The sequence below is a fragment of the Sphingobium sp. YR768 genome, assembly GCF_900111125.1.
Taxonomy (GTDB): domain Bacteria; phylum Pseudomonadota; class Alphaproteobacteria; order Sphingomonadales; family Sphingomonadaceae; genus Sphingobium.
On record NZ_FOGE01000019.1, the window covers coordinates 1 to 22877 of the forward strand.

General features: G+C 60.3%; 21 protein-coding genes and 1 pseudogene. 13 read left to right on the forward strand and 9 right to left on the reverse strand.

Annotated elements, in window-relative coordinates:
* Positions 1–116 precede the first annotated feature (116 nt).
* The 4 genes and pseudogenes from BMX92_RS18650 to BMX92_RS18665 form a co-directional block, all read right to left on the reverse strand.
* Positions 117–386, reverse strand: a pseudogene (locus BMX92_RS18650) (transposase); the annotation flags it as partial.
* Positions 383–892 (reverse strand): transglutaminase family protein, encoded by a 510-nt coding sequence (locus BMX92_RS18655; protein WP_093019293.1) that lies wholly within the window; start codon positions 890–892, stop codon positions 383–385. The gene BMX92_RS18655 and the pseudogene BMX92_RS18650, both read right to left, overlap by 4 nt.
* A gap of 138 nt (positions 893–1030) precedes the next feature.
* Positions 1031–2215 carry a winged helix-turn-helix domain-containing protein gene (locus tag BMX92_RS18660; protein ID WP_256213502.1) on the reverse strand — a complete coding sequence of 395 codons (1185 nt, stop codon included), beginning with the start codon at positions 2213–2215 and terminating at the stop codon, positions 1031–1033.
* A gap of 49 nt (positions 2216–2264) precedes the next feature.
* Entirely contained in the window at positions 2265–2492 is a 228-nt protein-coding gene (locus BMX92_RS18665; protein WP_256213503.1) for a hypothetical protein, read from the reverse strand.
* 146 nt (positions 2493–2638) lie between these two features.
* Here BMX92_RS18665 and BMX92_RS18670 point away from each other — a divergent pair, with 146 nt between their 5' ends.
* From BMX92_RS18670 to BMX92_RS18685, 4 genes are all read left to right on the forward strand, one after another.
* Complete coding sequence (locus BMX92_RS18670) at positions 2639–2851, forward strand: hypothetical protein (protein ID WP_093019297.1); 213 nt, start codon at positions 2639–2641, stop codon at positions 2849–2851.
* Positions 2852–2942: 91 nt separating this feature from the next.
* The gene (locus BMX92_RS18675; protein ID WP_093019299.1) at positions 2943–3359 is read left to right on the forward strand and encodes a DUF2231 domain-containing protein; all 417 of its coding nucleotides are present in this window, start codon (positions 2943–2945) and stop codon (positions 3357–3359) included.
* Entirely contained in the window at positions 3356–4672 is a 1317-nt protein-coding gene (locus BMX92_RS18680; protein WP_093019301.1) for a PQQ-dependent sugar dehydrogenase, read from the forward strand. The genes BMX92_RS18675 and BMX92_RS18680 overlap by 4 nt, the downstream gene beginning before the upstream one ends.
* Positions 4673–4680: 8 nt before the next feature.
* Positions 4681–5322 carry a retropepsin-like aspartic protease family protein gene (locus BMX92_RS18685; protein WP_256213504.1) on the forward strand — a complete coding sequence of 214 codons (642 nt, stop codon included), beginning with the start codon at positions 4681–4683 and terminating at the stop codon, positions 5320–5322.
* A 7-nt stretch (positions 5323–5329) separates the two neighbouring features.
* On the opposite strand, the gene BMX92_RS18690 is transcribed toward BMX92_RS18685, so the two are convergent.
* Both BMX92_RS18690 and BMX92_RS18695 read right to left on the reverse strand, forming a co-directional pair.
* Positions 5330–6091 carry a formate/nitrite transporter family protein gene (locus BMX92_RS18690; protein ID WP_256213508.1) on the reverse strand — a complete coding sequence of 254 codons (762 nt, stop codon included), beginning with the start codon at positions 6089–6091 and terminating at the stop codon, positions 5330–5332.
* Positions 6092–6265: 174 nt separating this feature from the next.
* Positions 6266–6922, reverse strand: a complete 657-nt coding sequence (locus BMX92_RS18695; RefSeq protein ID WP_093019414.1) for a sigma-70 family RNA polymerase sigma factor — start codon at positions 6920–6922, stop codon at positions 6266–6268.
* On the opposite strand from BMX92_RS18695, the gene BMX92_RS18700 reads away from it, so the two are divergent.
* On the forward strand, positions 6923–7819 hold the full coding sequence (locus tag BMX92_RS18700; RefSeq protein ID WP_256213505.1) for a hypothetical protein: 897 nt from the start codon (positions 6923–6925) through the stop codon (positions 7817–7819).
* Positions 7820–7894: 75 nt separating this feature from the next.
* On the opposite strand, the gene BMX92_RS18705 is transcribed toward BMX92_RS18700, so the two are convergent.
* Positions 7895–9976, reverse strand: coding sequence for a catalase (locus BMX92_RS18705; protein ID WP_093019305.1), 2082 nt, complete (start codon positions 9974–9976; stop codon positions 7895–7897).
* A gap of 341 nt (positions 9977–10317) precedes the next feature.
* Here BMX92_RS18705 and BMX92_RS18710 point away from each other — a divergent pair, with 341 nt between their 5' ends.
* Complete coding sequence (locus BMX92_RS18710; RefSeq protein WP_177185137.1) at positions 10318–12240, forward strand: AsmA family protein; 1923 nt, start codon at positions 10318–10320, stop codon at positions 12238–12240.
* Between the two features lie 12 nt (positions 12241–12252).
* Here BMX92_RS18710 and BMX92_RS28425 read toward each other — a convergent pair whose 3' ends face one another.
* On the reverse strand, positions 12253–12477 hold the full coding sequence (locus tag BMX92_RS28425) for an alpha-amylase domain-containing protein (protein WP_371262477.1): 225 nt from the start codon (positions 12475–12477) through the stop codon (positions 12253–12255).
* Positions 12375–12989: a hypothetical protein gene (locus BMX92_RS28085; protein WP_371262475.1), complete on the reverse strand. Its 615-nt coding sequence runs from the start codon at positions 12987–12989 to the stop codon at positions 12375–12377. Before BMX92_RS28085 ends, BMX92_RS28425 begins: the two co-directional genes overlap by 103 nt.
* A gap of 635 nt (positions 12990–13624) precedes the next feature.
* On the opposite strand from BMX92_RS28085, the gene BMX92_RS18720 reads away from it, so the two are divergent.
* The 7 genes from BMX92_RS18720 to BMX92_RS18745 all read left to right on the forward strand — a co-directional run bounded on the left by BMX92_RS18720 (position 13625) and on the right by BMX92_RS18745 (position 22833).
* Positions 13625–15946, forward strand: a complete 2322-nt coding sequence (locus BMX92_RS18720) for a glycoside hydrolase family 2 TIM barrel-domain containing protein (RefSeq protein WP_218145804.1) — start codon at positions 13625–13627, stop codon at positions 15944–15946.
* A gap of 4 nt (positions 15947–15950) precedes the next feature.
* Complete coding sequence (locus BMX92_RS18725) at positions 15951–17465, forward strand: glycoside hydrolase family 28 protein (protein WP_093019309.1); 1515 nt, start codon at positions 15951–15953, stop codon at positions 17463–17465.
* A gap of 66 nt (positions 17466–17531) precedes the next feature.
* Entirely contained in the window at positions 17532–17687 is a 156-nt protein-coding gene (locus BMX92_RS27440; RefSeq protein ID WP_177185138.1) for a hypothetical protein, read from the forward strand.
* Positions 17671–18261 (forward strand): hypothetical protein, encoded by a 591-nt coding sequence (locus tag BMX92_RS18730; RefSeq protein WP_093019311.1) that lies wholly within the window; start codon positions 17671–17673, stop codon positions 18259–18261. The genes BMX92_RS27440 and BMX92_RS18730 overlap by 17 nt, the downstream gene beginning before the upstream one ends.
* Position 18262: 1 nt before the next feature.
* Positions 18263–18925, forward strand: coding sequence for a glutathione S-transferase (locus tag BMX92_RS18735; protein ID WP_093019313.1), 663 nt, complete (start codon positions 18263–18265; stop codon positions 18923–18925).
* Between the two features lie 495 nt (positions 18926–19420).
* Complete coding sequence (locus BMX92_RS18740; RefSeq protein WP_093019418.1) at positions 19421–22141, forward strand: TonB-dependent receptor; 2721 nt, start codon at positions 19421–19423, stop codon at positions 22139–22141.
* Positions 22142–22167: 26 nt separating this feature from the next.
* Entirely contained in the window at positions 22168–22833 is a 666-nt protein-coding gene (locus tag BMX92_RS18745; protein WP_093019315.1) for a DUF6250 domain-containing protein, read from the forward strand.
* Positions 22834–22877 lie beyond the last annotated feature (44 nt).

A 22877-nucleotide genomic window follows, 5' to 3' on the forward strand; every position in this document is an offset into this window, starting at 1 on the left:
GAAACGGGCCAGCGCATCCTCCAAAGCCTCGACGCAAAAGCCCGCGTCCATGCTGTTCGATAGCCGCCAGGCCAGCACCTTGCGGCTTGCCCTCCCCACGCTCATCGACCGGAGGCTTTCGCCAAAAAATCCCTTTCCACCAGCAATTGCCCGATCTTGGCGTGCAACTTCCCGATTTCCGCCTCACTGGCAGCCTTCGAGCTCTGATCGCCGCTATCGAACAGGCTGGCCATCCCATCCATCGCCTGCCGCTTCCATGCACCGATCATCATGTGGTCGATGCCATGCTTCGCTGCCAGTTCCGCCAGCGTCAGATCGCCCCGGAGCGCCTCCATCGCAACCCTCGCCTTGAAATCCGCGCTGTAGCGCTTTCTCGTCGTCTTCATTCCCGTCCATTCCTCCAGGTCCGCATGAGCTTAAAACCCTGTCCGAATTTCCGGCACCAACTCACAAACGCTTCTTGCGGGCCTACGCTCACTAGCACATGGCTGGGCGTATTGAGTGCGTCCGCGCGCCAGCCCATCCGGCGGGCAGCTGCCACGTACAAAATGGAGAGGCTGACCGGCAAACCGCGGCGTCGATCGAGAACCCGGATCATATCGGCATTGAGCGGCGCGTCATAGCTGTCGCGATCGCCGACGAAACCCAACTGTTCGCCAATCACCTCTGCGAGCAATGCGCCCTGCCCTTCCCCGGACGCCAGATCTGCTGCGACGCTCTGTTTGGAAGCAGCCTCGACCGCGTCGCTGATCTGGCGCAGCTGTTCCAGATAGGGTTCAAGATCCTGGCCTTCATGATCGAGCGAACTGAGCGCCAGCGCAGCGCTATCCAACTCGATGTCCTCGTCATCGAGCAGTCCGATATATCCGATCGTCTCGGGGAGACTGGTCAAGCGACAACCTCCCGCCGGCAACTATATCCGCCAGACACGCATAGGCTCGTTATTTCGCAGATCGGCATCAAGTCCTCCATGGGTCGGGAGATGGGAAGTCCGTTCCGCCATTACTACAGGAGATGACACTGACCGGATTTAGAGGTTCGCCTGTGATGATGGCGCCATCGCCCAAACGCCCAGACCCAGCCATTGTGCCATTCGCGCCAATTCTTCATTCAGAGCGTCACGGCTGTCCGATGGCGCCCCCGGTTCAAAGTGCATCGACTGGACTATCAGCCTACCAGCCTTGCGATCAGCCTTCAGATCGACGCGCGCGACCAAGTTGTCTCCCAGCAGGAAGGGCAGGACATAATAGCCATATTCCCGCTTCTCGGCGGGGACATAGATTTCGATACGATAGCGGAAGCCGAACAGTCGCTCGGTGCGGTCGCGCTCCCAGATCAGCGGGTCGAAGGGCACGAGAAGGGCCTGCGCGTCGATGCGGCGGGGCCGCCGCGCGTCACGATGCAGCCAGGCATGACGCCAGCCGGGCACATGGACGGGCACCAATATTCCCTCTTCGGCAAGCGAATGGATCGCGGGCATGGCGTCGCGCGGCGACTGGCGGAAATAGTCCCGCAACTCGCCGCTAGTCGCGATGCCATGCGCCTGCGCTGCATATTGAATCAAGGCGCGGTGCGCATCAAAATCCGACGGGGTCGACTGGTTCAGGACGTCCGCCGGGACCACCCGCTCCGTCAGGTCATAGACCCGCTCGAAATTGCCGCGCCGGCTAGCCGTGCTGATATGGCCGGCCCAGAACAGCCATTCGAGCGCGCGCTTGGTATCGCTCCACCCCCACCAGCCCGTCTGCCCCTTGTGGGACTCGAAGTCGGACACCGCCATAGGCCCGTCGATCCTTAGCCGATCAAGGAGCGCCATCGCTTCATTGCGTCGCTCGGTCGCGTAGATCCGCATACCTGTCCAGCCGGCCTCTCCGCGATCGGCCTGCGCCATGCGCCAGCGAAGCAGTGGTTTGAAATCGAACGGCAGAAGCGAGGCCTCATGCGCCCAATATTCGAAAAGCTTCCGATCACGCGGCTTGCCCCAGGCGAGGGCGTCCAACGCCGTGCGATCATAGCATCCCAGCCGCGAGAAGGCAGGAAGATAATGGGCGCGGCTAAGGACATTGACGCTATCAATCTGGTGAAGATGAAGCCTGCCCAATAATTGTCGCAGATGGCGGACTCCGGCCGCAACAGGGCGCTTCTGCCCGAAACCTTGCGCGCCGAGGGCGATACGCCGCGCCTGTGGCTGCCCTATATTTTCGATCGCTGTCACGGCTGAAGGATTAGATACGCATCCAGGTCAAGGCAATTGCATGGTCGCTTCAATTGACAGAACCGGCGGCTATATTGTCAGCATTGATGTTGTCAGCGCCTGTCTGGCCTGTCTCAAAGAAACCGAAGCCGACCGCGATGGCCAGCAGGATCGCCACAAGGATCAGGCTGATCACCAATATGTTGCGCGTCATGCGGGTTGGCGAACCGCTGCGCGCTTCCGTCGTCGACATATGCGTCACGACCTCGCCATCTTCCTTTTCCTTATGCATCATCATTCTCCTCTCTGGTGAGAACCGCCTTCACGATGCTCTGTTCCGCGCAGGAAAAGCGTGTTGATCTGCATCAATCGATGGGAACAGGGGCCTGCGCGCATGGTTTTGCCGTACAAGCCGCGACAGTGCCGGCATCAGGAGGATCACACATGGCCGGACATGGAACCGATCAGCGAGACGTCAAGGCATGGGGCGATCAGGATCTGGTCGAGGCCTTCCTGATGATAGCCGAGGCCGATCAGAATTCATCCCTCGATCAGGCGGTTCTTGGCGAGATGAACCGTCGGGCATCGGGCGGACAACATGACGCTGCGACCTCGACGGAGCGGCCCCGCCTGTGGGATTATGGCCGGGATCGTTAGGCACAGCGTCATTACCGCAACTATTTGAGCAGGCAGCGCATTATATCTCTATTTCAATCCCAGCAGGAGACCATCCTTGCCCGGTACGCCTATGGGCTTCAGGCCCTTTCTGCATCCCTTGCACGGCTTGCTCCTGGCTTTTCCCGTGGCGCTATTCACGGTCGCGCTGCTGACCGACATCGCCTATCTTCAGACTGCTGAAATCCAGTGGACCAATTTCTCCTCCTGGTTGATCGCGGGCGCCTTGCTGGCCGGCGCTCTGGTGCTGGTCTGGAGCATCATTCTTGCAATTGTCGCCCGGCGTCGGGCGCATCGGCAGCGATCGTTGATCTACGCGGGGTTGATCGCCATCATGTGGATTGCGGGTCTGGTGAACGCGTTCAAGCATAGTCAGGACGCCTGGAGTTCGGTTGGCGTCACCGGCCTCATCCTGTCGATCATCAGCGCGGTCTTTGCCCTGGCGGCCAGTTGGGTCGCTCACCGCACTGTGCGGGAGATTGCCCGATGAGCATCGCTCCTGCGCGCAGCCTTTGCGCCGCCCTCTTCACCCTCGCACTCGCCGGATGCGGCAGCAGCCAGCCAGGGCTTGACCAGACCGGCGCCAATCCCGACCTTCCCGGACAGCGTCAAACGCTGGTTCCGCCGATCAGGATCGCGACTCCCGAGGGCTGGGATGGCGAAAGCCCGACCGCGCCACAGGGCTTTACGGTCACGGCGCTGGCAACCGACCTCAAGGTACCGCGCCAGACGCTTGTCCTGCCCAATGGCGACATATTGGTGGCAGAAGGGTCAGGCGGCAGCGCCCCGCTCATGCGCCCCAAAGATGTGATCGCGGGCTATATCAAGAGCCTGGGCAAGACGCCGGTAAAGGGCGGCAATCGCATCACGCTGTTGCGCGATGCCGATGGCGATGGCAAGGCGGAGATGCGCACCACCTTCATCGATGGCCTCAACGCGCCCTATGGCCTCGCCTTCGTGGACGGCAGCCTCTACGTCGCCAATCAGGATGCCCTGCTGCGTTTCCCCTATCGCGACGGCATAACACGGATCGCGACGCCTGGTCAGGAAGTTACCAAGCTGCCGTCCCGCCTCAACCATCACTGGACCAAGGCGCTGACGGCCAGCGCGGATGGCACGAAACTCTATGTTGGCATCGGCTCCAACAGCAATGTGGGAGAGCGCGGCATGGCGGTGGAGGAAGATCGCGCCGTCATCTGGGAAATCGACCGCGCAACCGGCGCGCACCGGACCTTTGCCAGCGGCATCCGCAACCCCACGGCCCTTGCCATCAATCCGCAGACGCAGGCGCTATGGTCGGTCGTGAACGAGCGGGATGAGCTGGGGCCGCAACTCGTGCCGGACTATCTGACATCCGTGCGCCCCGGCGCCTTCTACGGCTGGCCTTACAGCTACTGGGGCAAAAATGTCGATCCGCGCGTCCATCCCCAGAACCCGAAGATGATCGAAAAGGCGATCCGCCCAGACTTTGCGCTGGGCTCCCATGTTGCCGCCCTCGGCCTCAGTTTCGTGACCGGTGCCGGCCTGGGCCCGTCCTTCACACAGGGCGCTTTCGTTGGGCAGCATGGCAGCTGGAACCGGCAGGATCTGTCCGGATACAAGGTCGTCTGGGTGCCGTTCGCCAATGGTCGTCCGGCGGGAAAACCCGTCGATTTCCTGACCGGCTTCATCAAGGACGGGCACGCACGCGGCCGCCCGGTAGGCGTGACCTATGATCCGGCGCGTGGGAGCCTCATCGTGGCCGATGACCTGTCGAACACGGTCTGGCGGGTCGCGCCCGCCAGTGCCACGTCCGCCCGGTGATCGCAGCCTTGCGCTGGCGTGGACCAGTCGAGATCAGCGCCAACCCTGAATGGCAGCAACTGGCGCTCTACGCCGTAGGCGCTGCCATCTTCCTCATCATCCTGTTCAACATTCCGTTCGTCGGACGCATCTTGCGAACGCTGTGCTCGATCGGGTTGCTGGCCCTGTGCCTCTTCTTTCTGTTCCAGCAGGCGCCGTTCGATCCGACCCTTTCCCGGATAAAGTCTCAACTTGGCCTGGACGACCAGCGCATGACGGGCTCGGACGTGCGTATCGCTATGAGCCCCGATGGGCATTTCTGGGCACGGGCGTCGATCAATGGCGTACAGCGCCGCATGTTGATCGACAGCGGCGCAACGATCTCGGCCATTTCCGAAGAGACCGCGGCCCAAGCGAATGTAACCAAGGGTACCAGCCTGATGCCCGTCGTCCTTCAGACGGCCAATGGCGCCGTGCGGGCTGAAACTGGCTCGATCGACCGGCTCGCCGTCGGCTCGATCGAGGCAAGCAACCTCAAGACGGTCATCTCCCCTGCCCTCGGCCCGGTCGACATATTGGGCATGAACTTCCTGTCGCAACTCGCCTCCTGGCGCGTCGAAGGGAGAACTTTGATCCTGGTTCCCGCGTCGCCTCGCGGCGAGGCGGATTAGCGGCTGGCTATTCCTCTTCTGCCGCCTCGCTATCTTCCCTCATCTGACCGTGCGCCAACACGGCAAACAGGCCAGTTCCTCCAATGATGTTGCCAAGGAAAGCCGGGAGCAAAAAGTCGAGCAGCATATCCGCAACGGTCATGGAACCGTTCAGCCAGAGAAAGGCTGTCTGCGAAAAGCCGGTCACGACATGGCTGAAGCCGCCAAGCGCGATGACATAGGTCAATAAAGAGATGACCCAGAATTCACTGCCTTTCGCATTGGGCAGGAGCCAGGCGATGGACGCCATCAGGAAGCCGGCCGGAATACCTAATGTGAGCGTCTTGAGCCCCTCCTGCGCGGGCAGCTTTTGCAGGATATCGATCGCAATTAGCCTTTGCTCATGCGTGATGACGACCTCACCTGCCATCAGCGCAACTACGATCAACACACCGATGAGGTTTGCGGTCAATACGACAGACCATAGCCTTGCAAGCCGCGCCAGCCCGGCAATGCTGGGCCGTGCAGCCACGGGGAGCACGGCAGTTACCGTACTCTCGGTAAAAAGCTGTAGCCGCCCCATGATGACGATCACATAACCGACGGGATAGCCCAGCAGATAGACAAGCTCGGCCCAGCGCTCGTCCGGCAAGCGCATGCGCAGATAGAGTTCCGCCAGCAGCGATATGGTGATGGCGAGGCCGGCTGCGAGACCCGAAAGCAGCAGAGCAACGACAGGCCTTGCCAGTTCCTCCTCGCCCTGGAGCCGCACGGCCTCATGCAAGACCATATGCGAACTGGCCTGGCGCCGCCGGACATCCTGCGCCTCATCCGGCGACAGGGCATCATCCGGCGCGCTGGGATCATCCATCGGCGACTGATCTGGATCGGATGTCATTGACTATAGCCCTGACGAAACCAGGAAGCGGGGCCGGATCGAACCTTGCTCCGCTTCATCATCCGCTCAGGCGGCCAGTGCCAGCAGCCCTGACACATCAGGTGGCGTTGGCTGACGGTTCTGAATATTGTCGAGATAAGCAAAGATGCTGACAACGGCATCTTCTTCATTGTCAAAATCAGCGCGCGCGGTTTCGAGAACTCCATCGTTCATCAAGGCTTCCAACGCCATGCGCGCCCGGGCCACACGGCTCTTGACCGTGCCGATGGCGACCCCCGCGATTTCAGCGGTTTCTTCGTAGGAGATTCCACCGGCCCCGACAAGGATCAACGCTTCGCGCTGCGGCTCGGGCAATTGCAAGAGCGCGCGCATGAGGTCACGCAGTTCAATGCTGCTATCCTGCGAAGCGGGCGCGGCCAGAACACGGTCTGCCACCAGGTCATCCCATTCGCCGGTGAAGCGGCGACGACGTGTCAGGCTGAAATAATGATTGCGCAGGATCGTGAAGGTCCATGCACGGAAATTCGTGCCAGCGACATAGCGTTGCCGAGCGGCCCATGTCTTCATCATCGTTTCCTGGACAAGGTCGTCCGCCAGATCGTGATTTCCACAAAGGCTGCGGGCGAAGGCGCGTAACTGTGGGATAACCCTCGTCAATTCTGCTTTGAAGGCGGCATCGGAAAGACGGGGAGGCTCAGCCTGCGGTGCGATGGTGTCCGACATATGATCCCCTTCAAAACTATTCGAGAAGAAGAACATTTCGATAGGGTATCGGTTCCGGCGCCCATGTCGCCCCCCCATTTTCGATTGCCGTTTGTTGCGCCGCAGAAATGTTTGAACCGCCCGACAATTGACGGGTTGGGAAAGAATATAACGCAGGGAAGCGACAGGGGATTATCACACCAGATGGCGCGGATGCTGCTTCTGACCATGCTGGTCGCTGCTCTGACCGGCTGTAGTGCGGAGCAATCGACGCTGGCAGTATTTGGTGCCGATGCGCGCGCAATCCGGCACATCGCGATCATTCTGACGTCAGGCGCGATCCTTATCGTGGCAATCACCGTCGCCCTCTATGTTCGGGCCGTCCGTGCGTCCGAGCATAGTCTCAGCCATGAACAGGGCATGCGCATGATCCTCTGGGTCGGGGCGATCGGGCCGACGCTCATTCTGACTGGGCTCCTGCTTTACGCTTTGCCTGCCATACGTCCCCGCCCGGCCGATCCGGGCGATCTGGTAATCCGGGTGGAAGGCGAGCAATTCTGGTGGCGGGTTGCCTATCGACCGTCCGATAATGCACCACCATTATCTTCGGCCAACGAAATTCGCGTACCCGTCGGCCGGACGGTCGTATTAGAACTGATGGCCAAAGTCGTGATCCACAGCTTCCGGATACCCGGCCTTGCCGGCAAAATGGACATGATCGCAGGCCGCACCAACCGGCTGGTGGTGAAGGCGGAGAAGCCGGGACGCTATCGTGGCGTAATGCGCAGGTCGATCCCGGCATCTGCCTGTATAAGGCGCGCTGGGGCCGTCAAAGGCTTCCAACATCATAAGCCCATCAGCCACCCCTTGGATGCCGACGCCGTTGATCCGGCGCGCTCTCCATTCCTGAGAACATAGCGCTCGGCGGCTCAAGCCTGTGTTCGCGATTTACGTGAACCGCCGGGCGCTTGGAAAATGGATCATCACATCCTTTCAGGCGAGGATGCGTAGCGAAGGCTCACGGTCATAAAAGCGGAGAGTCGCAGCCTTCACGAAAGCGCTATCAAGTGCCGTAACGCCCGCGTCGGGCATCACGCCAGCCTTGTCGAGCAGCGGCTGCGCTGCGGCACTTGCGCCTATGGCCTTGAGATGGCCGTAGGCGTTCATCACGAATTCGATGGCGGCAGCCTCGTTGACGAGCATCGCACAGCCCTCTTTCGACAATATGATCGCCACCGCGTCGAAAATCTGACTGGGCGACCCGGCAAGCTGCCCATCAGCCTTCTGCCGCTTGCCATCGGAGAGCTTCGCGCCTCCCACCTTTGGTGCGACGATCACCGCCTTGCCTTTAGCTTTCTTCACTGCTGCCACAACTGCGGCTAACTCGTCTGCGTCACTTCCATCCGCGATCAGAATGCCGACCTTTCGTCCCTCGAGGGTCGCCTGCATATTCTTGTGGATCGAAAGCGCGTCCGACGGCGGCATATCGATCGGCTCCTTTGCGGCAGCCGCCTTCTTCGGCAGATCGATGCCAAGGCCATCGGCGACGCGCCTGGCAAGATCTTCGTCCACATTGCGCAGATTGGCGACCATGCGACCCGGCACTTGATCAAGCAGTTCAACCTTCGAAAGTTCAAACACGAAGGACGAAGCGATGTGCGCCTGTTCACTGCTCGTCTGTGAGCGGTAGAAAAGGCGCGCCTGGCTGTAATGATCGGCAAAAGTATCGGACCGCACGCGCAGCTTGTCGCCACTCTCATCAGGACCGGTGGCGGTATTCACCGTGACAAAGCCGGTATCTTCGCTCTCACGCGGACCGCCCTCCTCTCCATGCGCTGCCAGACTGTTGGGCTCATAATTGGCGCGCCCCTTGGGCACCATTGTCTGCATCTTACCATCACGCTGGAAATTGCCGAATGGACAGCGCGGCGCGTTTACCGGAATCTGATGGAAGTTGGTGGTGCCGAGCCGCGAGTTCTGGGTATCGAGATAGGAAAAGAGCCGGCCTTGAAGCAGCGGATCGTTTGAAAAATCGATGCCCGGCGGGATGTTCGAGGGCAGGAATGCGACCTGTTCTGTTTCAGCGAAGAAATTATCGACATTGCGATTAAGCGTCAGCGTACCGATAAGGCGCACCGGCACATCGTCTTCCGGAATCAGCTTGGTCGCATCAAGTACGTCATAAGGCTGCGCATTGGCAAAGGCCTCATCGAAAATCTGAATGCCCAGATCCCATTCCGGGAAATCGCCTGCATCGATCGCCTCGAACAAGTCTCGGCGTTGATAGTCATTGTCGGCCGCCTGAAGCTTCAATGCCTCGTCCCAGATGGTCGATTGAAGCCCAAGTCGCGGTTTCCAATGGAATTTGACGAAATGCGCTTCGCCCTTGGCATTGACCAGTTTGAAGGTGTGGACGCCAAACCCTTCCATCGTGCGAAATGAGCGTGGCAGGGTCCGGTCGGACATCGCCCACATCAGCATATGCGTGGTTTCGGGCATCAGCGAAGCCCAGTCCCAGAAGGTGTCATGCGCGCTTCCGGCCTGCGGATAGCCGCGATCGGCCTCCATCTTGACCGCATGGACGAGGTCGGGAAATTTGAGCGCGTCCTGGATGAAAAAGACCGGGATGTTATTGCCCACCAGATCCCAATTACCCTCGCGCGTGTAGAATTTGACGGCAAAGCCGCGCACATCGCGCGGCGTGTCGACCGACCCCGCGCCACCCGCCACGGTCGAAAAGCGGACGAATACCTCGGTCTTCTCGCCCTTGGTAAAGACTGCTGCCCTGGACAAATCGGAAATGTCGTCAGTCGCCTCGAATATGCCATGGGCGCCCGATCCGCGCGCGTGGACGATACGCTCGGGGATGCGCTCATGATCAAAGTGAAAGATCTTCTCACGAAGGACGAAATCCTCCAGCAGCGTGGGTCCGCGCGATCCGCTCTTCAACGAATTCTGATTGTCGGAAATCGGTACGCCATGATTGGTCGTGAGGACGGCCGCATCCAGACTCTCGGCAGTCTGATGGGTTTCGCCGCCGGTCGTCTTGCCGCTGGATTTCGGAGTCCTGGCCATTTGAAGGTCGCCTTTCTGCTTGTCGTCAGATTGCAATGGGGCGGACCATATGTTGCCGTCGTTATGCGCCTGTCGCGCATATCGAAGGTTCGTCCCTGCTGTTCGAGGCATTGGCCGACGAGATCGGCCTCAGCCTTCACAACGCGCCAGACGCAATTTGTTCACCGCTAAATCACGCCACCGATCAATTTTCCCGTGACGGCTTAACCTGGGTTGGCTGCACCCGTTATGGCCAGCCATCAACGCGGCCATTTACCCGACCTCGACCCACAAAAATCCAAACTGGGTCAGGCCGGTATGGACCCGCCGAACGGTCCAGGCGTTAGCGCGCAATGATAAAGATGGAGAGAGGGCCCCGCCTGCGGTGGATCGGCTGGATATTGGTCGGCCTGACCCTGTTTGCTTCAGCCTGCCTCATCGCCCTCGCCGCCTTCCCCGTTGGCCTGTTCAAGGACAGGATCGCTCGTCACATCGGCGCAAGGTTCGCAACGAATGTGTCCATCGGCTCGATCGGACGGCGCGAGGCTTTCTCCTTCACGCCGACGATCGTGATACGGGATCTGGCGATCCGGCAGCCGCGATGGGCAGGCACTGGCAACATGGTTCAAGCCCAATCGGTGGAAGTCCGAATTTCGATCCTCTCGCTTATTACAGGTGGCGGCGCCCGGCCAGACAGTGCGGTGGCGCGCGGACTATCCCTCGCGCTGGTTCGCGACGCTTCAGGGCGGGCGAACTGGGAAGGACCAAAGGATGGACATGGCAGCGACGATCAAGGCAGCGGCCTGGGGCGATTGCTCGTGCCAGATGGCCGCCTGTCCCTAAAGGATGCCAAGCGCGCCCTTTTGCTTTCCGGCACCTTTGCTTCTGATGGGAAGGGCTTGCGCATCGATGCAGCCGGTCGCTTCCACAACGCACCTGCACGGCTGGCCATCACGGGCGCGTCAATCTCGGGCCAAAGGCGCGATGCGGCTTATCCGATCGAATTGAAACTCCAGTCGCCCTTGCTGCATCTTGACGCTTCGGGACAGACACGCGGGCCGCTCAACCTGCGATCCATGTCGCTCGATGTCCGCGCGACATCACCAAATCTCAAATATCTCGATGACGTGATCGAGGCCGGTCTGTTCGGCACCCAGCCCATCGATCTGCACGCCAAGGTCCGCCATGCCGGGCGAGACTGGTTCGTCGAGCATATGACAGGTCGTATAGGCCGATCCCCATTGGTCGCGAAAGCCGACATCCTGAAGCGCGACGAGCGCACGAAGATCGATGCCGATGTACATTTCAGCGCCTTCGATTTCGACGATCTTTCCGACGCGCAAGGCAAAGCCAAAGCCAGGGCGATCGAAGCCAGTATCGGGCCGCGCGTCCTGCCCGGCACCCGTATCAACATTGCGAAGGTGGGCCCGACCGATGGCGTCGTCCGGTTCAAGGCGGATCGGCTATTGCTGACGGATTCGGTGTTCCGGTCGTTGGCTGGTACGATCCGGCTCACCGGCAAATTGCTCGAACTCGATGATATCCGTGCGAACATGTCGAGCGGACGGATGAACGGCACCGTCAGGATCGATCAGCGCGGCGGCGTCACGAAACCATATTTTGCCATGGATCTGCTCTTTACCGACGGGCGCCTCGAAAAATTGATCGGGACACAGGGCGCGACCGGCGCTCTGCGCGGCCGGGTAAAGCTGTCGGGCACGGGCGATACAATTCGGGAAGCGCTTGGCAGGGCCGACGGGCATGCCGGGTTGGTGGTGCGCGACGGGCAGGTGAAACGCACGCTCGCCGCCGTTCTGGGGCAGGATTTGGGCAAGGCGATCGGGGCTGCATTGCGCAACAAGGACGCGGAAATACCCTTGCGTTGCCTTGCCATCGACTTTGCGGCCAAAGGCGGCATCCTTACCCCGTCTCCATTTCTGGTCGATACATCCATATCCTCTGGTACGGGCCAGGGAACCATGTCGCTCGCGACCGAGCGCATAGCGCTCACGATCAGGGGGCGATCGCGCGATCCGAGTGGCCTGCGCCTTGTCGATCCGATCAGGGTGGGCGGCAGCTTTTCAGCACCGACGCTGAGCGCCGCCGGCGACCCTCCCGGCAGCAAGGTGGGCGCGGGTTCCATCATCAAAGCGGTTGGCAAATCGATTGGCGGCGCGCTGGGCCTCTCAAAGAAGCGCGATATGGATAATGACACTACGCCCATGGCGGTGGATTGCGCCTTGATGGAACGAAGAATATTGGCTGCGCGACCGCCTCGATCCTGACGCCTCGTCGACTTAGCCCTGACTGTCCGTCCGTACCCACAGACTGACGGAGCCGCCGTTGACGCGCAGCGCCGCCTTTCCGGCATCATCGGCGGCTATCTCTTCTTCGCAATCACCCAAAAAGTCGCGAAAGCTTACCCCGGCATGCTCTGTCCCAAGCTCGATGATCTTGGTCGTCTCTGCGCCATTGCTGACGAGAAGAATGCAACCGGCCTGCTCCGCTGTGCCGTGCCGGATAACGCCAAGGCAATCTGGTTGTCAAACAGATCGGTCTGCGGCCCGTTGGCAAAGCGCTGCCGGGCCTCGATCAGCTTTGGCAGGTAGGGAACCGGCATGATCTCTATCTCATGGGTTTCGCCATCCCCGCCCGCATCACTATATTTCGCGCCATAGAGATCAGGGTAGAAGATGCACGGCACGCCCTGTTCACGGATCAGGATCAATGCATAGGTCAGCGGCTTGAACCAGTCCTCTACGGGCGCCTCGAGAGCCTGAAGCGGTTGCGTGTCATGATTGCCCACGATCGTCATGGCATGGTGGGGCGATGCCGCAACCAGCGCATCATCGAATAGGGTGCGCAAATCGAAATCGCCACCGGCCCGCGCCACGTCATGCAAGCGGTGCAGCAAGCCGACGTCGAACAGCATCAACTGCTGATCAACCAGATCAAGATAGGCCTGAAGCGCCTCCATGTCGGGATGCCAATATTCGGCGACGACGAAAAGCTCGCTATTCACGCTTTCGCGCATATGGCCGACCCAGTCGCGAAAGAACCAGGCGGGGATATGCTTGGCTGCGTCCAGGCGGAACCCGTCTCATGGCAGTTGTTCCGCCAGCAAACATCCCCAATATTTCAGCTCTTCATAAACGGCGTTGTTTCGAAACTCGACATCCGATCCCATCAGATAATCGAAATTGCCCTTCTCGCTATCGACCTCGCTATTCCACTCCCATCGCCATCTTCGGTCGGCTCGTCGAGTCGAACTCGCCCAGGTCGAACAGATCACAGCTGTCATAGCCCACCGAGTATCTGCAAGGCGGCGAGAACGTGATGTTGCCTATCCATGCAGCCGAACGCGGCTGGTCAGGTTCGAATTACACTATCCAACCGCACCAAAAAACCTCATGTTGAAACCATATTGCAAATAGAGGGATATTCAATAAGTCTGTTCACAACATGGATGGTAGGCGCTGCGCGTGCGGCGCCACTTCAAGAGGAAAATGGACGGCAAATTGCCGCGGAGAGGAAATGTGCATGCGTAACAGATATGTAGGCAATCTGTGTCCGTCACAGGATGTCCCGCGAAACATATTTACTGGCGTCATATGCGCTCTGTTTGCAGGTCTGGCATCCCTCGGCACCGCGTCCGCTGCGCCCCGGGCATTGACCCAACTGGCGGACGGCTGGCGTTTTATTCAAGGCGATCCGCAGAATGCTGAAACAGCTGATCTCGACGATAGTAAGTGGCAGAATGTATCAGTACCCCATGACTGGGCCATCGCCGGTCCCTTCGATCCGAACGCCAAGGCAGCGGGAGAAAATGGTTTTCTGCCGAGCGGGGTCGCATGGTATCGCAAGCCGTTGGATGTCACGCCGAAGCCGGGTCGCCGCTATTTCATCGAATTTGACGGCATCATGGAGCGCAGCGGCGTCTGGGTGAACGGGCACCATGTCGGCCAGCGCCCGATGGGTTATGTCAGCCAGCGCTATGACATCACCCGCCATCTGCGTGCGGACGGGCGCAATATGCTGGCCGTGCGGGCCGACACGTCAGCCGCGCCGTCATCGCGCTGGTACACGGGATCAGGCATCTATCGCCACGTGCGCCTGATCGAGACGAGCGACGTCCATATTCCGCAGGGTGGCGCTTATATACGCACATCGACCCTCACCGGCAACCGGGCGACCATCGCCATCACGACCGAAGTCCAAAATAGCGCCGATCTGCCGACGGACGTGACGGTGGAGGTGGTGTTGACGGCTCCCGACGGACGAGAAATCGCACGTAGCAAGGCGCCGGTTACAAGCGTGGCGGCAGGCCGGACGGTGATCGTCCCGGTTGAAGCCGCGCTCGCCAATCCCCAGCGATGGGACATCGACGACCCGAAACTCTATCACGCGGCTGTCCGTGTGCTGGCTGCCGACGGCTCCGTCCTGGACGATGAAGCTGTCCATTTCGGTGTACGCGAAGCCCGCTTCGATCCCGCGACCGGCTTTTGGCTGAACGGTCGTAACTTCAAGCTGAAGGGCGTTGCGCTGCACCATGATGGCGGCGCGGTCGGGGCGGCGGTTCCGCTGGCCGTCTGGCGCCAGCGCCTGACCGCACTCAAGAGCCAGGGCGTCAATGCGATCCGCACCGCGCATAATGTGCCCAGCCCGGAATTTCTCGACCTGACCGACGAACTCGGACTGGTCGTGATGGACGAACTGTTCGACCAATGGAATGTCGCCAAGACGCCGGAGGATTATCATCTTTTCTTCGGCGACTGGCACAAGCGCGATACGCTCGACATGGTGCGCCGCGACCGCAACCATCCCAGCATCATCCTGTGGAGCGCGGGCAACGAAATTCACGACACCGCCTATCCGGTGCAGGCCAAGGCGGCGCTGCGCAGCATCCTCGATATCGTCCATGCCACCGATCCGTCGCGCCCGGTCACGATGGCGCTGTTCCGACCGAACGTCACCAAGGATTATGAAAACGGTCTGGCCGACATGCTGGATGTGGTGGGCCAGAATTATCGTGAGAATGAACTGATCGCGGCGAGCAAGCAAAATCCCAGGCGCAGCATTGTCGGGACGGAAAATGCGCATAATCGCACCAATTGGGTGCCTGTCCGCGATTACGCGCCATTTTCGGGCATGTTCCTGTGGACGGGCATCGATTATCTGGGGGAAGCGAACCGGTCCGGCTGGCCCAATATCCAGAATCCCGCCGGGCTGCTCGACCGCACCGGCCGCCAGAAGATCAGCGGCATGGAGCGGGAAAGCTGGTGGTCGCAGCGGCCAGTCCTTCATGTCGTGCGCAATGCCGATCCGGCAGCAGCTGGTCCGTCGACCGATGGCGCGGGCGGACCCAATCAGCCGGTTCTGCCGACTATGATCGCGGTTGCGACGCCCAAGCCCAAGGTCGCGCTGTTCGACGACTGGACACCCGAAGATCGCAGCCCGCACGACGAGACGATCGAGGTCTACAGCAATTGTCAGCAGGTCGAGGCGTTTCTCAACGGTCGATCACTGGGCACGCTGCCGATCCATCAGGATGCATCGCCGCGACGCTGGGCGGTCCGTTATGCCCCCGGCGAGGTACGCGCCACCTGCCGCGATCCCGGCGCGGATGGCGTTTCGGACAGTTTGCGGACGGCCGGGAAGCCGGTCCGCATCGCCCTGAAAGCGGACATGCCCGTTATCGGATCGACGTTCGACGACATGACCTATGTCCGCGCCCATGTGGTCGATGCCAACGGCGTTATAGTTCCGTCCGCCGCCCAAAATCTGCGCTTTGCCATCGAGGGGCCGGGGTCTCTGATCGCTACGGATAATGGCTCGTCTATCGATCATACGCCCTTTCCTTCGCACGATCGCGCCGCGCTGGGTGGCGTTGCGGTCGCCCTGGTCCGCGGTGCCGGAGATGGCGCCTTCCGCGTCACAGCGACAGCGCAAGGTCTAAAGCCAGGCAGCGTCGAATTGCGTGCGAGGAAATAGACAGATGGCAGAGCAGACTAGGAATGTCGCCTGCCCGTCCGAAGAGGAGCCATCGCGCCGCTACGTCGTGAAGAGCGCCTTAGCCTTGGGTATAGCAGCCTCCGCCCGACCGGCATGGGCGGCGGCTCAGGAGGATAGTTTCGAGGCAAAGGCAAGGTTCATCGCAGACGGCATTGCACGCCCGCGCATCCCGGATCGCGAATTCCAGGTCAAAGATTTCGGCGGCGTTGCGGATGGCCGTACCGACGACAGCGCTGCAATCTCACGCGCGATCGCGGCCTGCGCGCACGCGGGGGGTGGCCGGATCATCGTGTCGGCGGGCGTGACGCTGACCGGCCCTATCCGCCTGCGCTCGCGCATGGAACTGCATGTGCCAAAGGGCGCCCGCCTCAAGTTCATCGCGGAACCGGCACGCTATCTACCGCCCGTCCATACCCGATGGGAGGGCGTGGAATTGATGGGCTATCACCCGTTGATCTACGCTTTCGAGGAAGAGGACGTCGCCCTGACAGGTGGCGGGGTGATCGATGGATCGGCGGATGACCGGACATGGTGGCCCTGGAAAGGCCCCTGGGCGGACCGTTATCGGGATACGCCGGAGAAGGAACGCCAGGCGGCAGACCGTGCGCGGCTGTTCGACATGGCCGAGCGTGGCGTGCCGGTAGCGCAGCGGGTGTTTGGCGAGGGGAGCCGCCTGCGTCCCTCTTTCTTCCAGCCCTATCGATGCAACCGCGTGTCGATGGAGGACATCGTCGTGGAAGCTTCACCCTTCTGGCAGGTGCATCCGGTGGATTGCACTGCGGTGACCTTCCGCGGCGTCACCTGCGCCAGCAAAGGCCCCAATAATGACGGAATCGATCCCGAATCCTGTGATGGCGTCCTGATCGAGAATTGCATATTCGATACCGGCGACGACTGCATCGCCATCAAGGCCGCGCGCAATGCCGATGGGCGACGGCTCGCCAAACCGTGCGAAAATATCGTTATTCGCTACTGCCTGATGAAGGATGGTCATGCCGGCGTTGCCATTGGCAGCGAGTTGACCGGCGGCGTGCGCAACGTCTTTATCCACGATTGCAGGATGGACAGCCCGCATTTGACCCGCGTGCTGATCATCAAGTCGAACAGTTATCGCGGCGGCATGATCGAGAACATCCATCTGCGCCGGCTCCATGCCGGGGCGGTGGACAAGGCCTTCATTCAGATCTGGATGCTCTACGAAGAAGGCAATGGGGGCGGTCATGTTCCCCAGGTAGCCCATGTGTCCGCGCAGGATATTACGGTCCGATCGACGGAGCGCGTTCTTATCGTGCGGGGCTTACCGCAAGCGCCGGTCCGCGACCTGCGGTTGGCGAACATCAAGGTGGGGCGCGAGACGATGCCGTCCGTCACCGTGGACGTGGCCCCGATGACGTTGGACAATGTCGTTGTGGACGGGGTGCGCTGGACACAGGACTATCTGCACGGCCTTCCAGGCGCGAACAGCATCCAGTGCGACAAATGGGCAGTGTGTCGATAAGCCACGCATGTTCCGTAGGATGTGCAGCAGCACCGTTCCAAATGCATGCTGGTTCAACGGAGGTGGTTGATCGATGCAGCGCTACTTCTTGGCCCGACCCACAATGGCCGTTTAGCGGTGGATTTTTTGTCTCTAGATGCGGACGGGCAGTTTTTCGCCTATCAGCGCCGGATTGCTGAACACCTGAAGCCAATCGAGACTGCCGATGCCAACCGTGAATGACTTTGCCCAACTCGGCCAGCGCGTCGCCGCAACCCACGGGTGGGCGGCCGCCAAGGCATTTAAAGCCTATGTCTGGAGCGAGCAGGACCAAGCCGCCATCGCCGCTTGCGCCTCGAAGATTCTCAAACTGTTTCCGCAGGCAGCTCGAAATGATGACTTGCTGAGCGCGACGCTGGCATTTCAGCTCCAGCGCCGGCTTCAGGTGCCTGTCTACCTTGTGGCCGGAGCGCTGAGCGTCGATGGCGTTCTGGTGCGCCGCGGTCAGCTTCCGTCCGGCGAAGGCAACCCGTTCGCTGCCGATGCGCTTCCCTGGGATGGGCACCTGTGGATCATGATCGGGCCACATGTCGTCGACGCCACGATCTTCCGTTTGGCAAACCGCCCTGACTGTCCATCTGTGCTGGCACGCCATATTCATTCCATATTCGGCCCGGACAAGGGACTTTATGTTGATCATTGGCGTCGTACGCGGCGCGTCGGGTTGGAATATGATCCACACTATGTCCTGGGCGATGAGGACATGGATAAGCTTCTGAGCGCTGCCTACAACCTGATCAACGACGGCGCGCTATAGCGTGCTGCTCCCGGTGCTCTACAGTTTCAGGCGTTGTCCCTATGCGATGCGGGCAAGGCTGGCTCTCGCGATCAGCGCCACGCCTGTCGAACTGCGCGAGGTCAAACTGTCCACGAAGCCCGAGGCCATGCTCGCAACCTCTCCGAAAGCCACTGTCCCTGTTCTTGTCCTGCCTAATAGCAAGGTGATCGATCAAAGCATCGACATCATGCACTGGGCATTGGCGCGCAATGATCCAGAAGGCTGGCTAGAGCGGGATGATCCTGCGCTGATTATAGCCAATGATGGGCCATTCAAATATGCCCTGGATCGCTACAAATATTCCGAACGCCATGGCTCAAATGCTGAAACGCACCGCATGAATGGGCTGGCGTTCCTTGAGCAGATCGAAGATCGGCTGAGCAAGGCAGCGAATCTGGGCGGCGCTACACCCAGTCTGGCAGATGCGGCGATCATTCCGTTCGTACGGCAATTTGCGGCGGTTGACCCGGACTGGTTCGCTGAGCAACAGCTCGCCCGCCTCAAAATCTGGCTGTCCGGCTATCTGCGTTCGGACCTGTTTGGCGCGATAATGTTTAGGGCGCCAACCTGGTCACCGCTGGACGCACCGATTATCGTCGATTGGGGCAGAGGAATGAGGCACGTACTGCCTGCGGGAAGATAACGGTGGCGGCACGGCAAATCGCAATGGCTACGCGCCAAAGCCGACCAAAATCCGCCGTTCCTCCAGAATTTCTGCACGCCCAGCTGCGGATAATCTTCAATGCATGATTCCCGCGGTGCCGGTACGAATTGGCGCTTTGACCACGATGCCTCTAACTGCCCGTGGGTCACCTCAGAGCGTGTTCTGGCTGGCATTGACATCATATCGCATCGCATCGCGCTTAGAACATCGTGAAGCGGATTTGCTCAGCTTGACCTCCCCATCAGTCAAATTCCGACGCTGATTTGCCCTCGCAATTGCGGGCTGGAGCCTTCACCCGATTCCATTCCTTCTGAACGGATCGCCCAAAAAAAGAAACGACAGTCCGCTGGACGAATGTCTCAGTTTGAAATGATATCCCATTTAGAGGGATTTAATTCTTGTTCTCAGGTGATGAAGACGGTATGTCCACATAAAGAGACATAATTTCAATATGTGGAATGGGAGATGATGCTTATGCATCTGCGTTGTGCCAAACTAGCTTCGATTTCCTACTTTGGGCTGCTTGCCATCGCGTCAACAGCAGCTGCAGCACAGGATTCGTCCGCATCTGATCCGGCTGAGGCAAATGTCTCAAATAGCAAAGATGTACAGGCTGCCGATATCGTCGTAACCGGCATCCGTAGCAGCCTACAGGGTGCGCTTAACGCAAAGCGCAACGCTCCGCAGGTGCTGGATGCGATCTCGGCAGAAGATATCGGCAAATTCCCCGACAAGAATGTCGGCGAAGCGCTCCAGCGCGTCACGGGCGTGCAGATTTCGCGCGCTGGTGGCGAAGGCGCTGGCGTCACCATTCGCGGGGCGGATCCGTCGCTGAACCGTGTCGAAATCAACGGCACGACTGCCCTCTCCACTACGGTGGGTGGCGGCCGCGATGTCGACTTCCGCGATCTGCCGTCCGAATTCGTCAACCGTCTGGAGGTCGTGAAGTCGGCGACGGCGGACATGACCGAAGGCGGCGTTGGGGGCACCGTGCGCGTCATCACGCGCCGGCCGTTCGACAATGGCGGCAAGCCCTATCTCGCAGGCTCGGCGCAGGCCATCTATGCCGACATCGGCGACCATATGGACCCCCGCCTCGCCATCATCGGCAGCGACACATTCGCCAACGGCACGCTGGGCATCCTGGTGTCAGGCACGTTTGAGAACCGCAATGTCGAGGACCATCAGGCGCGCACTACCGGTTGGGTCCAGAGCAGGGATCTGAACGGCGACGGCGTCAGGGATTTCATTCCGGATATTCCACGTTACGTGATCGATCGACTCGAAACCCGCCGCTATGCATTGAATGGCATATTGGAATGGCGTCCGAGCGACGACTTCAAGGCCTATCTGGAAAGCAACTGGACCCGGTCCAACCAGTCGGTCACGTCGCAATATCTGCAGACCGGCACTAGCGGCGGGATCATCGACACCGCCAACACCGTCGTTGGCCCGGACAACACCGTCCAGTATCTGCGGATGACCAACAACACCGCGCTGGCACAGGCCAGCCAGCTCGGCGTGTCCTATCGCAACATTCTGGGCGATATCCGCCGCACGACCTATAATGTCGCGCTGGGCGCGGAATGGACCACCGGCAACCTGACGCTGACGCCCAAAATCTCCTACGCCAAGGCGAAAGCCTATAATAACGAGATCAATGCGACCGCCGCCGTCACGGGAATGCCCTGGCTGGAGGTCGATTATGGCAATGGCCAGCACGCGCCCAAGATCACCCTGCCCTTCGATCCCACCACGACGGACGGCATCAATCAGCTGACCGTGCTGCGCCGCCCGCGCTACGATGATCAGTCGGAAAAGATGGCGAAGCTGGACGCCGAATATAAGCCCGACGCTGGCATCATCACCTCCATCAAGGTAGGCGGTCAGTATCGTGATTTGACGGTGAAGAGCAAATTCTTCACCCGCACGACCACGCTCAACGGCTTTTCCGATCCGGCTGTGCAGGCGCGCATCCAGAATATTGTCAGCGGCAACGCTGCTCTGGGCACCTCGCCCTTCTTCAACACCGGCGACCTCGGTTTCTCAGACGGCTACACTGGCTGGCTCAATATGACGCAGGGCGTCGCTGACGCGGTCGGCGTGCCCGATCCGTTCGAGGCAGGCGGCTGCCCGGAACGATCGGGTGGCACCTGTCAGGTGTTTACCGACACATGGGAAGTCGGCGAACGCAACTTTGCCGGTTTCGCACAGGCCGCCTTCGCATTCGATGTCGGTCCGGTGCCGGTCAGCGGCGTGATCGGCGCCCGCGTCGTCAATACCAAGGTGAACACGTCGGGCTTCCAGAGCACCTCGCCGGGTGGTGGCGCGCTGCCGGTCATTTCACCGGTGTCCTATACCAGCAAGAACACCGAGTTCCTGCCGTCGATCAACCTGAAGGCGGACCTGATCCCCGACAAGTTGCAGGCACGCGTCACCGCAACCGAAGTGATGGCCCGCCCGCTGCCGCAGCAGTTGGCCCCGCGCTTCACGCTGGACGTTGTCGGCCTGTCCGGCTCGCGCGGCAATCCGGGGCTCCAGCCCTTCCGCGCGCGCCAATATGATGCAGGCCTGGAATATTATCTGAACAAGACCAGCTTCGCGTCAGTGACCTATTTCCGCAAGGAGATCAGCAGCTTCATTCAGAACACGACCGAGGCCTATGTCGATCCGACGGGCGTTACCTACAATATTCTGGTGCCCACCAACGGCACGCAGAAGGTCACGATCAATGGTGTCGAGGCGGGCGCGCAGCTAGCCTTCGATTTCATCGACGTGCCTGTCGTCAAGAATATGGGCGTGATCGCCAACTACACCTATTCAAAGGATAGCGGTTACGAAGGGAAGGATTTCTTCACCGGGGATTCGCTGCCCTTCCAGGGTCTGTCGCGCAACAGCTACAATCTGTCGGCCTATTATGAGGATGATGTCATCAGCTTGCGCGGTGCCTATAACTGGCGATCCAAATATCTGCTGGTCGCGCAAGGACGCGGCAACAATCCCGAGTTCGGCGAAGCTTATGGCCAGCTCGACGCTTCGCTCAATGTCACGGTGATGCCGGGCGTGGCCTTCTTCCTCGAAGGCGTCAATCTGCTCGATGCCACGCGCAAGGAGAATGCCAACAGCGTCTATCGCCGGACCATCATCGAAACCTTCGGTCGCAGGGTCTATGGCGGCGTTCGCCTGAAACTGTGATCCCGACCGGTTTCAGCCGTCGGGCAATGCTCGCCGCGCTGGCTTCCCTGCCAGTGGCGGCGCGCACGCCCGGGCCGATCATGTACCGCGACGATTTCTGCCATGGTCTTGGCCAATGGCGGATAGAAGCGGCGGGCGATGCCAAGGTCAGCGCGCAGGTTGGCCTGCTCGATATCGATACGCCCAAAGGCCTCACATTGTGGTTCCTGCCGAAACTGACCGGGCCGATTGCAATCGATTATGAAGTCCGGGCTGTTTCCGCTGGCGGGCCGCATGATGAGGTCAGCGACGTCAACGCTTTCTGGATGGCGACCGACCCCGCTGCGCCTGGCGGATCGGTGCTGCAAAAGCGGCGTGGCGGTGTGTTCGAGGATTATGACCTGCTGCGCACCTATTATGTCGGCATCGGTGGAAATCGCAACACGACCACGCGTATGCGCCGCTATGTCGGCAAGGCGGGGCAGCGCCCCTTGCTGCCAGAGCATGATCGGCCCGGTAAGGCAGACATGCTGGAGCCGAACCGCTGGTTCCGCCTGCGATTGATCGCAGACGGCCAGCGGATCGCTGTGGAACGGGATGGCGTCACCCTGTTCAACATGACGGACGATGCGCCCTATCGGCACGGCCATTTCGGCGTGCGCACGACGCAAAGCCATATCCAGCTGCGTAATTTCTCGATCAGCCGCCCCTGATGTGATTGCGGGTGAAATGGCACATTTCTACCTGCAATCATGCA